Annotated in this window: 16 protein-coding genes; 1 reads left to right on the top strand and 15 read right to left on the bottom strand. The window is 68.6% G+C overall.

Features of this window, described 5'->3' with window-relative positions; all coding sequences use genetic code 11:
- Window positions 1–18 precede the first annotated feature (18 nt).
- The 10 genes from pheT to infC all read right to left on the bottom strand — a co-directional run bounded on the left by pheT (window position 19) and on the right by infC (window position 9,341).
- Window positions 19–2,517, bottom strand: coding sequence for a phenylalanine--tRNA ligase subunit beta (gene pheT / locus ABD204_RS09370; RefSeq protein ID WP_194425237.1), 2,499 nt, complete (start codon window positions 2,515–2,517; stop codon window positions 19–21).
- Window positions 2,517–3,563: a phenylalanine--tRNA ligase subunit alpha gene (pheS, locus tag ABD204_RS09365; protein ID WP_194425236.1), complete on the bottom strand. Its 1,047-nt coding sequence runs from the start codon at window positions 3,561–3,563 to the stop codon at window positions 2,517–2,519. Before pheS ends, pheT begins: the two co-directional genes overlap by 1 nt.
- 49 nt (window positions 3,564–3,612) lie before the next feature.
- Entirely contained in the window at window positions 3,613–4,533 is a 921-nt protein-coding gene (locus tag ABD204_RS09360; protein ID WP_194425235.1) for an amino acid ABC transporter permease, read from the bottom strand.
- A complete protein-coding gene (locus ABD204_RS09355; RefSeq protein ID WP_194425234.1) occupies window positions 4,530–5,177 on the bottom strand; it encodes an amino acid ABC transporter permease in 648 nt (215 codons plus the stop codon). The genes ABD204_RS09360 and ABD204_RS09355 overlap by 4 nt, the downstream gene beginning before the upstream one ends.
- Window positions 5,178–5,240: 63 nt before the next feature.
- Window positions 5,241–6,113, bottom strand: a complete 873-nt coding sequence (locus ABD204_RS09350) for a glutamate ABC transporter substrate-binding protein (RefSeq protein WP_194425233.1) — start codon at window positions 6,111–6,113, stop codon at window positions 5,241–5,243.
- 75 nt (window positions 6,114–6,188) lie between these two features.
- Window positions 6,189–6,983, bottom strand: a complete 795-nt coding sequence (locus tag ABD204_RS09345) for an amino acid ABC transporter ATP-binding protein (protein ID WP_194425232.1) — start codon at window positions 6,981–6,983, stop codon at window positions 6,189–6,191.
- An 89-nt stretch (window positions 6,984–7,072) separates the two neighbouring features.
- Complete coding sequence (locus ABD204_RS09340) at window positions 7,073–7,870, bottom strand: TrmH family RNA methyltransferase (RefSeq protein WP_194425231.1); 798 nt, start codon at window positions 7,868–7,870, stop codon at window positions 7,073–7,075.
- 210 nt (window positions 7,871–8,080) lie between these two features.
- Window positions 8,081–8,464 (bottom strand): 50S ribosomal protein L20, encoded by a 384-nt coding sequence (gene rplT / locus ABD204_RS09335; protein ID WP_194425230.1) that lies wholly within the window; start codon window positions 8,462–8,464, stop codon window positions 8,081–8,083.
- Window positions 8,465–8,496: 32 nt separating this feature from the next.
- Window positions 8,497–8,691, bottom strand: a complete 195-nt coding sequence (gene rpmI, locus ABD204_RS09330) for a 50S ribosomal protein L35 (RefSeq protein WP_194425229.1) — start codon at window positions 8,689–8,691, stop codon at window positions 8,497–8,499.
- 71 nt (window positions 8,692–8,762) lie between these two features.
- The gene (gene infC / locus ABD204_RS09325; RefSeq protein WP_322597561.1) at window positions 8,763–9,341 is read right to left on the bottom strand and encodes a translation initiation factor IF-3; all 579 of its coding nucleotides are present in this window, start codon (window positions 9,339–9,341) and stop codon (window positions 8,763–8,765) included.
- Window positions 9,342–9,649: 308 nt separating this feature from the next.
- Here infC and ABD204_RS09320 point away from each other — a divergent pair, with 308 nt between their 5' ends.
- Window positions 9,650–10,048, top strand: coding sequence for a DUF1844 domain-containing protein (locus tag ABD204_RS09320; RefSeq protein ID WP_194425228.1), 399 nt, complete (start codon window positions 9,650–9,652; stop codon window positions 10,046–10,048).
- Here ABD204_RS09320 and ABD204_RS09315 read toward each other — a convergent pair.
- The 5 genes from ABD204_RS09315 to ABD204_RS09295 are packed head-to-tail and all read right to left on the bottom strand — an operon-like array spanning window position 10,041 to window position 13,965.
- Window positions 10,041–10,844 (bottom strand): SseB family protein, encoded by an 804-nt coding sequence (locus tag ABD204_RS09315; protein ID WP_194425227.1) that lies wholly within the window; start codon window positions 10,842–10,844, stop codon window positions 10,041–10,043. The genes ABD204_RS09320 and ABD204_RS09315 overlap by 8 nt on opposite strands.
- Window positions 10,828–11,574 (bottom strand): bifunctional 1-(5-phosphoribosyl)-5-((5-phosphoribosylamino)methylideneamino)imidazole-4-carboxamide isomerase/phosphoribosylanthranilate isomerase PriA, encoded by a 747-nt coding sequence (gene priA, locus ABD204_RS09310; protein WP_194425226.1) that lies wholly within the window; start codon window positions 11,572–11,574, stop codon window positions 10,828–10,830. Before priA ends, ABD204_RS09315 begins: the two co-directional genes overlap by 17 nt.
- Before the next feature lie 53 nt (window positions 11,575–11,627).
- Window positions 11,628–12,278: an imidazole glycerol phosphate synthase subunit HisH gene (hisH, locus tag ABD204_RS09305; RefSeq protein ID WP_194425225.1), complete on the bottom strand. Its 651-nt coding sequence runs from the start codon at window positions 12,276–12,278 to the stop codon at window positions 11,628–11,630.
- Window positions 12,275–12,874 carry an imidazoleglycerol-phosphate dehydratase HisB gene (gene hisB, locus ABD204_RS09300; protein WP_206697531.1) on the bottom strand — a complete coding sequence of 200 codons (600 nt, stop codon included), beginning with the start codon at window positions 12,872–12,874 and terminating at the stop codon, window positions 12,275–12,277. The genes hisH and hisB overlap by 4 nt, the downstream gene beginning before the upstream one ends.
- On the bottom strand, window positions 12,871–13,965 hold the full coding sequence (locus ABD204_RS09295) for a histidinol-phosphate transaminase (protein WP_194425224.1): 1,095 nt from the start codon (window positions 13,963–13,965) through the stop codon (window positions 12,871–12,873). The genes hisB and ABD204_RS09295 overlap by 4 nt, the downstream gene beginning before the upstream one ends.
- Between the last annotated feature and the right edge of the window lie 24 nt (window positions 13,966–13,989).

The raw sequence follows: 13,989 nt of genomic DNA, 5'->3' as shown, positions 1-13,989 counted from the left end.
CGGCCTCTCGGATCGGTCTCAGTCGCGGATCGCGGCGCCGTGGCGCTGCTCGGCGACGGCGACACCGGCGAGTTTCGCCTCTGTCGCCTCCGCCGCGGTCAGCGTCCGGTCGGCCGCACGGAAACGCAACGCGAAGGTGAGACTCTTCGTGCCCTCCGTGATGCCCGGGCCGCGATAGTCATCGACCAGGTGGAGGTCCTCGAGCAGCTCACCCGATCCTTCGCGCACGGCCGCGGCGACCTCACCGGCCGGTACGTCCGCCGCGACGACGAGGGAGACGTCCTGCGTGGCCGCGGGATAGGTCGACAGGGAATCGGCGACCACGCGGTCCCCCGCCAGCTCGAGCACGCGGTCGAGGTCGAGCTCGGCCACCACGACTCGGCCGGGCAGCGCCGCCTCGGCGGCGACCGCCGGGAGGAGTTCCCCGACGTACCCGACGATCTCCCCGCGCACCCGGAGCGTGCCGGTACGGCCGGGGTGCAGAGCGGCCCGGGTGTCTTGGACCACGTCGATCTCGACACCCGCGGCAAGAGCGATCGTGCGCACCGCATCGAGCGCGTCGGCGACATCGGCTGCGCGGGCCGGCTCCCCCGGCTGCTTCGCGACCAGCGACCCGGTCAGCAGCACCGCGACGTGGCGACGCTGCGGCGGGATCGCGTCATCGAGCTCGGCGAGCATGGCCGCCGACGGACGCACGGCGGGCGGCGGAACGTGGGCGGTGCCGTACGCCACGCCCGCACGCGGCAGGAAGACGGTGCCGGTCTCGAACACGGCCAGGTCGGTGAGGCCGCGGGACACGTTCCGGTGCGCGACCTGGACCAGACCCGGCACGAGGGAGCGGCGCAGATAAGGTGACTGACCGTCGAGCGGATTGGCGAGTTTGATGCTCGGCAGGTGTTCGCCGTCGGCCGAGCCGTGCAGATCGTTCTGCTCTTCGGTGGTGAAGGGGAACGACGGGGTCTCGACGTATCCGGCGGCAGCGAGCGCGTTCGCGACGCGACGGCGCCCCCGCTGGGCCGCCGTCAGCCCCCGCCCCGAGGGCGGTAGCGGCAACTGAGACGGGATGCGGTCGTAGCCCGTGATCCGGGCGACCTCTTCCGCGAGCGTCCACGGGTCGGTGAGGTCCGGGCGCCAGGTCGGCGCGACGACGGTCCATCCGCGCTCGGTCGTCGTGACGCCGCACCCGATCATCTCGAGCGACGCGACGATCTCGTCATCGGTGTACTCCACGCCGATGAGGCCGGGGACGAACCCGCGCGGAAGGTCGATGGAGGTGCGTGCGATGTCTGAGTCGAGGGCGCCGCCCACGCGGTCGTCGGTACCCCCCGCCAGCTCGACCATGAGGTCGACCACGCGCTGAGCGGCCACGTGGGGAAGCGCCGGGTCGACGCCGCGCTCGAAGCGACGCGAGGCTTCGCTGGGGAGCTTGTGCCGGCGCGCCGTGCGGGCGATCGTGACGGGCTCGAACACCGCGGCCTCGACGAGCACGTTGCGTGTCGCCTCGCCCATCTCGGTCGTGCCGCCGCCCATGACGCCGGCCAGGCCGATCGGTCCGGAATCGTCGGTGATCAACAGATCCTCGACATCGAGCTCTCGCACCTTGCCGTCGAGGGTCTGGAGCTTCTCGCCCGCGACCGCACGACGGACGGTGATGCCGCCGGTGAGTGCGTCGAGGTCGTAGCCGTGGATGGGTGTGCCCAGTTCGAGCATGACGTAGTTGGTGATGTCGATCAGGATGCCCAGCGACCGCACACCGGCGAGGGTGAGCCGCGCGACCATCCACGAAGGAGTGGGTTTGGTCGGGTCGACATCACGGACGACGCGGGCGACGAACGCGCTCGCGCCGACGCGACCGCGTACCGGCGCATGGTCGTCGACGGTCACCGGGAACTCGCGCCGGTCGATGCGCACATCGACCTCGTCGCGGACGGCGGGGTCGCGGAATTCCGCGCCCGTGGCGTGCGAATACTCCCGCGCGACACCGCGCAGCGACAGCGCGTAGCCGCGGTCGGGTGTGACGTTGATCTCGACCGCGACGTCGTCCAGGCCCAGCAGGCCGATCGCGTCGGTGCCGGCGGGGGCGTCGAGACCCAGCTCGACCAGCCGGAGGATTCCATCACTTTCCTCGCCGAGGCCGAGTTCCTTGGCCGAAGCGATCATCCCGTCCGACACATGTCCGTAGGTCTTGCGGGCGGCGATCGGGAACGGCCCGGGCAACACCGATCCCGGGAGGGTCACGACGACCTTGTCGCCGGCGAAGAAGTTGCCGGCGCCGCACACGATCCCACGCACGCCGTCGCCGACGTCCACCTGGCACCAGCGGATGGTCTTGCCGTTCTTCTGCGGTTCCTCGGCGAACTCGAGGACCTCGCCGACCACGATCGGGCCGGTCAGCTCGAAGCGGTGGACGTCTTCTTCCTCGAACCCGACCGAGACCAGCGCCGCGAGGATGTCCTCGGGTGTGGCCTCGTCGGGGACATCGACGTACTCACGCAGCCATGACAGGGGGACGCGCATCAGACCACCATTCCGAACTGCTCGCTGAAACGGACATCGCCTTCGGCCATGTCACGCATGTCCTTCACATCGCTGCGGAACATCAGCGTCCGCTCGAAGCCCATTCCGAACGCGAAGCCCGAGTACTCCTCGGGGTCGATCCCCGCCGCGCGGAGCACGTTGGGATTGACCATCCCGCACCCGCCCCACTCGATCCACCGGGCGCCGCCCTTGAAGGTGGGGTGCCACAGGTCGAACTCGGCCGACGGCTCGGTGAACGGGAAATAGTTCGCGCGCATCCGCGTCTTCGCCTCGTCGCCGAACAGCACGCGCGCGATGTGGTCGAGTGTGCCCTTCAGGTGGGCCATCGTGATGCCGCGGTCGACGACGAGCCCTTCGAACTGCGAGAACACCGGCAGGTGGGTGGCGTCGAACTCGTCGGCGCGGTACACGCGGCCGGGTGAGAGCACGTAGATCGGGATGTCGCGCTCGAGCATCGAGCGCATCTGCACCGGACTGGTGTGGGTGCGCATCACGAGGTGCCGCTCGACCGGGTCGACGTAGAAAGAATCCTGCATCTGGCGCGACGGGTGGTCGGGCGCGATGTTCAACGCGTCGAAGTTGAACCACTCGTGCTCGAGCTCGGGGCCCTCGGCGATCTCCCACCCCATACCGACGAAGACGTCGGAGATCTCTTCCTGCAGGAGGGTAAGCGGGTGCCGCGCGCCGGTGCGTGCACGGCGGGGCACGGCGGTGATGTCGACGCGCTCGGCCTCCAGACGGGCGGCGGTCTCGGCTGCGGCGATCTCCTCCTCACGCGCGGCGAGGGCCTGCGACACGCGACCGCGCCCTTGGCCGAGGAGTTTGCCGAACTCGGCCTTCTTCTCCTTCGGCACGTCGCGCATGCGCGCGTTCAGGCGGGCCAGCGTCGAACCTTCGGCGGCGTGCGCGGCGCGCACGGCCTTCAGTTCGGCGGAGTCGGATGCCTCGGCGATGGCGGACAGCGCGGCGTTCACCGCGGTCTCCACCGCCTCGGGGGTGATCTCGGGGGAAGCCTCGTCGGACACGAGAGACGAGTCTACCGACGTGCGCCGCACCGACCGACCGGCCGGCCCGTCACCGACGATGCGACTGCATCGCCTTCGCCTTGGCCTCGGCGACCAGGAGCGCCTGGTCCGGGTCATCCGGAGTCGACCCGGCCTTCTTCACCTTCCCGCCCCCGGACGCGGTCCGCCGCGAGAGCCATCGGGCGAACCAAGACAGGGAGAGGTTGATCGCCAGGTAGAGCCCCAGGGTCACCACGAACAGGGAGAACATGTAGCGGTTGCCGTAGAAGCTCCCGAGGTTGTTCATCGTCGTGCGGATGAGCTCGTTGTAGCCGACGATGTACCCGAGCGAGGTGTCCTTCAGCAACACCACCAGCTGGGCGACGATGATCGGCAGCATCTGGCGGAACGCCTGGGGGAACTCCACGAGGATCTTGGACTGGAAGTACCGCATTCCCACGCTCAACGCGGCTTCGCGCTGTCCCCGCGGAAGTGCCGCGAGTCCTGAGCGCAGTGCTTCGCCGATGAGCGTGCCGTTGTAGATGATCAGGGCGATCACGACCGCCCAGAAGGCCCCGGTCGATGCGACGAGGAGGATGAACAGCATCATCAGCAGCACGGGCATGCCGCGGAAGAACTCCAACAGCCACGCGGTCGGCACCCGGACCCAGGCATACTCGGAGCTGCGCAGGAGGGAGAAGACGACGCCGAGGGCCACGGCGCCCACGGCGGCGACGGCCGCGGCCTGCAGGGTCGCCAGGACGCCTCGCCCGATGAACTGCCACACTTCGGGGTCGGCGAAGATGTCCCATCGGCTCCCGTCGAACATCCCGGGGAGGGTGATCCCGCCGGACTGACGGGGCGCGGCGAGGATCAGGTACACCCAGACGGCGAGCCCGGTCAGCAGGACGGCCGCGACGATCGAGACGATCAGGGAGTTCCGGCGGGCCTTGGGCCCGGGCGCGTCGAAGAGGACACTCGATCCGCTCATCGTGCCACCACCCATCGCTTCTCGAGTTGGCCCGCGGCGAATCCGAGCGGGACCGTGATGATGAGGTACAGGGCCGCCGCGACGAGGAGGATCTGGATCACGAGGTTGCCGTTGTCGTTGGCGAGCTGACGCGTCGTGGCGAAGAGTTCGACGACGAAGAACCCGCCCGCGACGGACGTGTTCTTGGTGAGCGCGATGAAGACGTTGATCAGCGGCGGGACCGTCATCCGGAACGCCTGCGGGAGGACGACGAGAGAGACGGTCTGACGGAAGCCCAGCCCGATGCTGCGGGCGGCCTCTGCCTGACCGACCGGCACGCCGTTGATGCCGGAGCGAAGGGCTTCGGCCACGAACGGCGACGTGTAGTAGGTGAGTGCGACGAAGGCCAGGAGCAGGTATGGCGCCCGCACCCCCAGCATGGGCATGACGAACGCGGTGAAGAAGAACACGAGGGTCAACGGCGTATTGCGTGCGATCTCGGTCCACGCCGCGGCGAATCCGCGCAACACCGGAACGGGAGAGATCCGCATCGCCGCGATGGCGGTCCCCAGGATGAGCGCGAGCACTCCCGAGACGACCAGCAACAGCAGAGTGACCCGGAATCCCTCCCAGAACTCGGGCATCAACGACCAGAGCTGCTCCATCGGTCCTCCTGTCAGGTGGTCAGGGGTGCCCCGCAGCACGGTGCGGGGCACCCCTCATCGATCTCAGTAGCGGTCGGGTGTCGGCGGCTCGACGTACGGCAGAACCGTGCCGGCGGTGTCGTTCCACGCCTGCTCGTAGCTACCGTCCGCGTACGACTCCTCCAGGACGTCGTTGATCCACATCCGGAAATCGGTGTCGTCGAGCGCGAGCCCGATGCCGTAGGGCTCGTCGGTGAACGGTTCACCGACGACTTTGAACTCGCCCTCGTTCTGGGCGGCGAGCCCGGCGAGGATGACGTTGTCGGTCGAGACGGCCACGACCTGGCCGTTGCGCAACGGTTCCAGGCAGTTCGAGTACGTGTCGGTCAACACCGGCTCGGCCCCGATCTCCTCGAGCATCGCCGCCGGCGTGGACCCGGTGACCGAACACACCGGCTGACCGACGAGGTCCTCTTCGCCGGTGATGTCCTCGTTGTCGGCGAGCACGAGGATCGACTGACCGGCCATGTAGTACGGCCCCGCGAAGGACACGACCTCCTTGCGGGCGTCGTTGATCGTGTACGTGGCGACCACGATGTCGACCTGGCCGTTCTCGATGAACGGCTCACGGTTGGCCGACACGGTCTCCACCCACTCGATGTTCTCCTCGGAGATGCCGAGCTGCGCGGCGATGATCTTGCCGATCTCGACGTCGAAGCCTTCCGGGTCCCCGCTGGGACCGACCAGACCGAACAACGGCTGGTCGAACTTCGTCCCGATCGTGATCGTGCCGGCCTCGTTGAGCGCCGCCATGGTGGTGCCCTCTTCGAACATCACGTCTTCGGCGGGTTCGACCGCCGCGTCGTCACCGGATGTGTCGTCTCCTCCGCCACAGGCGGTCAGCGCCAGGGCGCCGGCCGCGGCCAGCGCGATGAGAGGGAGTCTCGCTCGCTTCATGTCTCGTCCTTTGCTGTGTTCGGCCGCCGGAGCGACCTCTTCTCGATTCCCGCCCCGCGACGCGGGGCGGGCCTTTCAGTGCTCGAGGATCTTGGACAGGAAGTCCTTGGCCCTCTCGCTCTGGGGGTTCGTGAAGAACTGCTCGGGTGCGGCTTCTTCGACGATGGCTCCATCGGCCATGAACAACACGCGGTCTGCGGCCTTGCGTGCGAATCCCATCTCATGCGTGACGACGATCATGGTCATACCCTCCTGGGCCAACCCCACCATCACGTCGAGGACTTCGTTGATCATCTCGGGATCGAGCGCGCTGGTGGGCTCGTCGAGGAGGATGAGCTTGGGGTTCATCGCCAGCGAACGCGCGATCGCGACGCGCTGTTGTTGCCCGCCGGAGAGCTGGCTGGGCATTTTGGCGGCCTGATCGGCGACGCCGACGCGGTCCAGAAGTTCCGTCGCCTTCTTCACCGCGTCCTTCTTCTTCACACCGCGCACCCGCATCGGTCCCAGCGTGACGTTCTCGAGCACGGTCTTGTGGGCGAACAGGTTGAAGGACTGGAAGACCATCCCGACGTCCGCACGCAGCTTCGCCAGCGCACGGCCTTCCTCCGGGAGGGGCACGCCGTCGATGGCTATCGTCCCCGAATCGATCGTCTCGAGGCGGTTCACCGCCCGACACAGGGTCGACTTGCCCGATCCCGACGGCCCGATGACCACGACGACCTCGCCGCGGTTGACGACCGTGTTGATGTCGCGGAGCACGTGCAGGTCGCCGAAGTGCTTGTCGACGTGCTCGATGACGACGAGCGGTTCACCCCGTCGAACGTTGATGTTCGACGTACGGGCCGCCGGCGAGGCATCGGATGTCGTCATGGCCTGAACATAGCCCCGCGAGCATCGACGCTCCAGGGGTTGTGCGCGACCTTAACCGAGCTGTGATCGAGCGCGACTGGTCAAATGGCTCACTTCGCGCGCTGCGCGAAGGCCGTTTCGTAGAGACAGACGCTGGCGGCGGTGGCCAGATTGAGCGACTCCGCCCGGCCGTAGATCGGCAGACGCATCGACACATCCGCCAACGACACCGCATCCTCCCGCAGTCCGCGGGCCTCATTGCCGAACACCCACGCGGTCGGCTCGGCGAGCAGGTCGCGGCTGTCGAGGAAGTCCTCTCCCCCGACGTCGGCCGCCACGACCCTCACCCCGGCCTCGTGCGCGAGTCGGACGACGTTCTCGAGGTGCGCGCCGACGGCGATGGGAAGATGGAACAGCGATCCGGTCGTCGATCGCACGACCTTCGGGTGATACGGGTCGACGGTGTTGCCGGTGAGGATCACCGCGTCTGCACCGACGGCGTCGGCGGCGCGGATGATCGTGCCGAGGTTCCCCGGGTCCCGCACCTCCTCACACACCGCCACCAGGCGGGGGCCGGAGGCGAAGACCTCGCGGATCGAAGTGGGCGCCTGGCGCGCGACGGCGACGATGCCCTGCGGCGTGACCGTGTCGGCCATGGCATCCAGGACGGCATCGGTGGTCAGGATCGGATCGATCTGTGCCGCCGCGGCGGCCTCACGGATGTCGGCGTGCTTCTCGAGCGCGGCCGACGTCGCGAAGACTTCCACGAGCGTATTCGGCTGGTGCGCGAGCGCTTCGCGTGCCGCCTGCGGCCCTTCCAGGAGGTAGAGCCCGGTCTCCCTGCGCGCACTGCGCTTGGTGAGTTTGGCCACGGCGCGCACGCGTGGCGACCGGGGGTTCTCGAGCACGCCCCCAGTCTAGGCCCGACCACATCCCGATCTTCGCCCCCGCACATCCGGGCGCCCGGCGAACGTCGGAGAATCACGCCGATGTCGGAGGATTTCGGTTCGATCATCCGACATCGGGGCGGATCTCCGACCGCCGCATGCAGTTCGTGACGAACCGGGATGCCGAAAGGGCGCCCTCCCGGAGGAGGACGCCCTTTCGAGAGACGGTACTTACGCCGACTTCTTGGCGTTGACGTTCTCAGGCAGCGCCTTCTTGGCGGTCTCGACGAGCGACGCGAACGCGTTCGGCTCGTTGACGGCCAGCTCGGCGAGCATGCGACGGTCGACCTGCACGCCCGCGAGGCCGAGGCCCTGCATGAAGCGGTTGTAGGTCATCCCGTGCTGACGGCTCGCGGCGTTGATGCGCTGGATCCACAGACGACGGAAGTCGCCCTTGCGCTTGCGACGGTCGCGGTACGCGTAGACGAGCGAGTGGGTGACCTGCTCCTTCGCCTTGCGGTACAGACGCGAACGCTGACCCCGGTAACCGGAGGCGCGCTCGAGGATGACGCGACGCTTCTTGTGGGCGTTGACGGCCCGCTTGACTCTTGCCATTGTGTTTCGTTCCTATTCGTGCGCGGGCCGCGTCAGCGGCCGAGAAGCTTCTTGGCGCCCTTGGTGTCGGCCTTGGAGAGCACCTGGTCCTGGTTCAGGCGGCGGGTGCGACGGCTCGACTTGCCTTCGAGGTTGTGGCGCATACCGGCCTGCTGCTTCTTGAGCTTGCCGCTGCCGGTGATCTTGAAGCGCTTCTTGGCACCCGAGTGGGTCTTCTGCTTCGGCATGTTTCTTCCTTCGGTGTCATTTCCCGCTCGGGCGGGAACGGGGTCCCGCCACGGCGGGAGTCTGTGGGGCGTTACTTCGCCGGTGCGGCGTCGCCGTCGCCCGCGGCGCGCGACGCGCGAGAGGCTTCCTTGTTCGCCGCACGCTGGGCGTTCTGCTCAGCCTTGGCCTCCGACTTGTTCTTGTGCGGGGCGATCACCATGGTCATGTTCCGGCCGTCCTGGGTCGGGTTGACCTCGACGGTGCCGAACTCGGCCACGTCTTCCGCGAACTTGCGGAGCAGACGTACACCCTGCTCGGGACGCGACTGCTCACGGCCACGGAACAGGATCATCGCCTTGACCTTGTCGCCGGCCTGCAGGAAGCCCTCGGCGCGCTTGAGCTTGGTGATGTAGTCGTGCGCTTCGATCTTCAGACGGAAGCGGACCTCTTTGAGGACCGTGTTCGCCTGATTGCGACGCGCTTCCTTGGCCTTCTGAGCAGCCTCGTACTTGAACTTGCCGTAGTCCATGATCTTGACCACGGGAGGCTTGGAGTTGGGCGCGACCTCGACCAGGTCGAGATCCGCCTCTTGAGCCAGACGCTGAGCAACCTCGATGCGGACGACGCCGACCTGCTCGCCGTTGGGTCCGACGAGACGGACCTCAGGCACGCGGATGCGGTCGTTGGTGCGGGGATCGCTGATGCGGAACTCCTCTTCGTGCGGGTGATGGCCACCGCGACACGGTGTGTCGCGGGCGGAAGAGTCCCCATTCCACCCGACGCGACGTCCCTGCGCCGAAATCGTGCACCCACCCGCGGCGGACGGACGTCTCGCCGGGTTCTCTTCCGTCGGCGACCCGACGGGAGGGAGTGCGTGGACCCGGTAGCCTGGAGCGGCAAGCGCGGGTGGGATGTGATCCTCTTTCGTTTCAGAGCACGCGGCTCTGAAGCCCGCTGAAGTCTACCAGAAAGCACCACGTGTCCACGATTCCCCCCGACCACGGCCACGCCGACGACGAACGTCACGCCCGATGGGACACCCAAGAGGCCGCCGCCGAGTCGGCCACGCGCGACATCGCGGACGTCCCCGCGGTGGAGATCATCACCACCGCGGCGGTGCACCTGATGAGTGCGGCCGCGGTGAAGGTCGGCCTCGCGGACGACCCCGACACGCAGAGAGACCTCGATGAGGCGCGGAAGCTCATCAACGCCCTCGCCGGGCTCATCACCGCCGGGGCACCCGAGATCAGCGACATGCACGCCCGCTCGTTGCGCGACGGGCTCCGCTCTGTCCAACTCGCCTTCCGCGAGGCATCGACGATTCCGGACCCCATCGGCAAGGGGCCGGGCGAGAAGTGGACCGGCCCGGTCAGCTGAGCGGCTCGGAACGTACGAGCTTGACCGCCAGCGAATCCACCAGGACGGCCACACGGTCATCGGATGCCCACCGCTTCGACAGGCGCGCGAGCACCGCGTCGAGCTGGGTCTGATCGAGTCCCGCGGCGAGGTGCAACCGGACGATCAGTTCGGGACCGCGACCGCGGGCGAGCGGATCGCCCGGCTCGAGGGTCACGTCGATGACGGCGAGTTCTCCGCCGATGCTCTCGTGGAGACCGGCCGCGACCTCCGGCGAACGGTGACTGGGTTCCCAGGCCTGCTGCTGCGCGATCGCCCACACGGCGGGGCGACGGATGACGAACTCCGTCTCCGATCCGGGGTCGACGACGATGAGATCGGTGTCGTCCGCGGATGCCGCGAGCGCGGTCCGCACCCCGTCGGCGGGGACCGGTCGCGCCTGCGCGTCCCACGTCCGCATGGTTTCGACCGAGGTGAACACGGGCAGGACGTGGCGGCCGTCCGGGGCCGCCACGGTGACGATGGACAGTTCCTGCGTCTTGTCGACGGGCAGGCCGTGCGCACCGACGGTCTCGTCGTCGCCCTCGCCCTTCTGGGCGATCAGCGGGATCAGCAGGCGGGCGTCGCGGTACGCGTCAACCACGGCGACCTCGTCGCCGTCACCCGATCGGAAGGCACGCAGTGCGCGCTCCAGCCCAGGATCGGCACGTCCGTCGTCGGCGGCGTGGGGGTTGCTCGAGAAGCTGCGTCCTTCCCAGGGGACACCGGCCGAATCGGCGGCGCCTGCGGGACCCGACCGGTCAGCGTCCGGCGACATCCAGTGCCTCGGCGAGGGTGAAGTTCCCCGCGTAGAGCGCCTTTCCGACGATGGCACCCTCGACACCCAGCGGGACGAGCTCGCGTAGTGCCGCGATGTCGTCCAGGCTGGAGATCCCCCCGGAGGCGACCACCGGCTTCGGGGTGCGGGTGACCATTTCGCGCAGGAGGTCGGTGTTCGGGCCCTGGAGCGTGCCGTCCTTGGTGACGTCGGTGACGACGTACCTGCTGCAGCCGGCGGCCTCGAGCCGATCGAGCACCGTCCACAGGTCCCCGCCGTCCCGTGTCCAGCCGCGTGCGGCCAGGGTCGTCCCGCGCACGTCGAGACCGACGGCGATCAGGTCGCCGTAGCGGCCGATGACATCCGCCGCCCATTCGGGGTTCTCTAGCGCAGCCGTACCGAGATTGACGCGCGAGGCCCCGCTTTCGAGGGCGGCTTCGAGGGATGCGTCGTCACGGATGCCGCCGGAGAGCTCGACCTGCACGCCGCGCACCGACTTGATCACCTTGCGCATCACACCCGCGTTGCTGCCGCGCCCGAATGCCGCGTCGAGGTCGACGAGGTGGATCCACTGCGCACCCTGGCGCGCCCAGTCGGTGGCCGCGTCGACCGGATCACCGTAGCTGGTCTCCGATCCGGCCTCGCCCTGCGTCAGGCGAACGGCCTTCCCGCCTGCGACGTCGACCGCGGGAAGCAGGACCAGCTGGGGGGTTGATGCGAAATCGTTCATAGCTCCTCGCGCGTCTCGGCGCCGGATCGGGGCGTCCGGGCGCAGGCACGGATTCAGAGGTTAGTCTTCGGAAGCCCGTCGATCCAATTGGCGAGCAGACGGATGCCCGCCTCCCCCGACTTCTCCGGGTGGAACTGCGTCGCCGACAGCGGCCCGTTCTCCACCGCGGCGAGGAACGGCACGCCGTGCTCGCTCCATGTGAGGACCGGTTCGGCGAAGGGGCGCTGGGTCTGCATGGTCCAGTGCTGGGCCGCATAGGAGTGCACGAAGTAGAAGCGCTCATCCTCCAGTCCGCGGAAGAGAGTGCTCCCCTCCCCCGCCCGCACGGTGTTCCAGCCCATGTGCGGGAGCACGGGTGCATCCAGCTCGGTCACGGATCCGGGCCATTCCCCCAGACCGGGTGTGCCGGCTCCCCGCTCGACGCCGCTCTCGAAGAGCACCTGCATACCCACGCAGATCCCGAGCACCGGCCGCCCGCCGGCCAGGCGCCGTCCGATGAGCTCGTCGCCGCGTTGCGCGCGGAGCGCGGTCACCACCGCTTCGAACGCGCCGACGCCGGGGACCACGAGTCCGTCGGCGTCCTGCACCAGTGCGCGATCGGAGGTCAGTCGCGCGTCGGCGCCCGCGGCGACCAGCGCCTTGACCGCGGAGTGGACGTTTCCCGATCCGTAGTCGAGGACCGCGACGACGGGCCGATCGGTCACAGAGCACCCTTGGTGCTCGGCACGCCCTCTACGAGCGGATCGAGCGACTTCGCCTGGCGGAACGCGCGCGCGAACGCCTTGTACTCCGCCTCGGCGATGTGGTGCGGGTCACGTCCGCCGAGCACACGGACGTGCACCGTCAAGCCGGCCTGGAAGCTCAGCGCCTCGAAGGTGTGGCGTACGAGTGATCCGGTGAAGTGACCGCCGATCAGGTGGTGCTCGAACCCGGCCGGTTCCCCGCTGTGCACAAGGTAGGGACGACCGCTGATGTCGACGACGGCCTGCGCGAGCGCCTCGTCGAGCGGGACGAGCGCGTCGCCGTAGCGACTGATCCCGGCCTTGTCGCCCAGGGCCTGCCGGATCGCCTGCCCGAGGACGATCGCGACGTCCTCGACCGTGTGGTGGGCATCGATGTCGGTGTCACCCGACGCGCGCACCGTGAGGTCGGTGAGCGAGTGCTTCGCGAACGCCGTCAGCATGTGATCGTAGAACGGCACGGACGTGTCGATGCTGCTGCGGCCGGTGCCGTCGAGGTCGAGCTGCAGCTCGACCGTCGACTCGCTGGTCGAACGCGAGAGCGAAGCGGTTCGGGTCATGACTTCGATCCTAACGAGGCCAACGCATCGAGGAACGCCGTCGTCTCGGCCTCGGTCCCCGCCGTGACGCGGAGGTGGTGGGCGATCCCGACGTCGCGGATGAGGATGCCGCGGTCGAAGAGCGCCCGGAAGGTCGCCGCGGGGTCGTCCACACCACCGAAGAGCACGAAGTTCGTCCACGACGGGTGCGGCTGGTAGCCCAGAGCCTCCAGCGTCGCGGAGATGCGGTCGCGTTGCGCGACGATCTCATCGACCATACCCAGCATGACCGGTGCGTGCCGCAGCGCCGCCGTGGCGGCCGCCTGGGTGAGTGCACTGAGGTGGTACGGCAGACGGACGAGCCGCAGCGCGTCCACGACGGCGGGATCGGCGGCCAGATAGCCGACGCGCGCACCGGCGAAGGCGAAGGCCTTCGACATCGTCCGGGAGACGATGAGCCGTTCGCGGCCCCCCAGGAGGGTGACGGCGGACGGCTCATCGTGGGGTGCGAACTCCTCGTAGGCCTCGTCGACCACGACCATCCCGCGACTGGCGTCGTAGACCGCGGTGATGACGTCGAGGGGCATCGGGGTACCGGTGGGGTTGTTCGGCGCGCACAAGAAGATGACGTCGGGGTCCATCTCAGCCACCTGCGCCGCGGCGGACTCCGGGGTCAGAGTGAAGTCGTCGTCGCGCGTGCCGGCGACCCAGGTCGCCCCCGTTGCGCGGGTCAGCAGGGGGTACATCGAGTAGGTCGGTCCGAAGCCGAACGCGGTGCGTCCAGGACCGCCGAAAGCCTGCAGCACGTGCTGCAGCACCTCGTTGGAGCCGTTGGCGGCCCAGATCTGGTCGGCGGTGATGCCCTCCCCCAGATACTCGGCGAAGGCCTCCCGTAGCGCGAGGAACTCACGATCGGGGTAGCGGTTGACATCCCGCAGGGCCAGCGCGATCGAGTCGAGGATGTCCCCGGCGACCTCGTCGGGCACAGGATGGGTGTTCTCGTTGACGTTCAGCGCCACCGGCAGAGGGGCCTGCGGGGCGCCATAGGGCGTCATTCCGCGGAGATCGTCGCGGAGGGGAAGGTCGTCGAGGCGAGCGGTCACCTCTCCCATGGTACGTGCGGTCGGGCGAGCGGG

Origin of the sequence: Microbacterium aquimaris (assembly GCF_039531285.1) — a bacterium.
In the GTDB taxonomy this organism is placed as follows: domain Bacteria; phylum Actinomycetota; class Actinomycetes; order Actinomycetales; family Microbacteriaceae; genus Microbacterium; species Microbacterium aquimaris.
Note: the sequence above shows the minus strand (reverse complement) of the source record. Positions and strands in the feature narration are given on the sequence as shown.

What these genes read in the sequence shown, in the direction of transcription:
- ABD204_RS09295 (WP_194425224.1), bottom strand. Translation starts at nt 13,965, where the DNA reads ATGGGAGAGGTGACCGCTCGCCTCGACGACCTTCCCCTCCGCGACGAT.
- ABD204_RS09355 (WP_194425234.1), bottom strand. Translation starts at nt 5,177, where the DNA reads ATGGAGCAGCTCTGGTCGTTGATGCCCGAGTTCTGGGAGGGATTCCGG.
- ABD204_RS09350 (WP_194425233.1), bottom strand. Translation starts at nt 6,113, where the DNA reads ATGAAGCGAGCGAGACTCCCTCTCATCGCGCTGGCCGCGGCCGGCGCC.
- rpmI (WP_194425229.1), bottom strand. Translation starts at nt 8,691, where the DNA reads ATGCCGAAGCAGAAGACCCACTCGGGTGCCAAGAAGCGCTTCAAGATC.
- ABD204_RS09345 (WP_194425232.1), bottom strand. Translation starts at nt 6,983, where the DNA reads ATGACGACATCCGATGCCTCGCCGGCGGCCCGTACGTCGAACATCAAC.
- ABD204_RS09315 (WP_194425227.1), bottom strand. Translation starts at nt 10,844, where the DNA reads ATGTCGCCGGACGCTGACCGGTCGGGTCCCGCAGGCGCCGCCGATTCG.
- pheT (WP_194425237.1), bottom strand. Translation starts at nt 2,517, where the DNA reads ATGCGCGTCCCCCTGTCATGGCTGCGTGAGTACGTCGATGTCCCCGAC.
- rplT (WP_194425230.1), bottom strand. Translation starts at nt 8,464, where the DNA reads ATGGCAAGAGTCAAGCGGGCCGTCAACGCCCACAAGAAGCGTCGCGTC.
- ABD204_RS09360 (WP_194425235.1), bottom strand. Translation starts at nt 4,533, where the DNA reads ATGAGCGGATCGAGTGTCCTCTTCGACGCGCCCGGGCCCAAGGCCCGC.
- hisB (WP_206697531.1), bottom strand. Translation starts at nt 12,874, where the DNA reads ATGACCCGAACCGCTTCGCTCTCGCGTTCGACCAGCGAGTCGACGGTC.
- priA (WP_194425226.1), bottom strand. Translation starts at nt 11,574, where the DNA reads ATGAACGATTTCGCATCAACCCCCCAGCTGGTCCTGCTTCCCGCGGTC.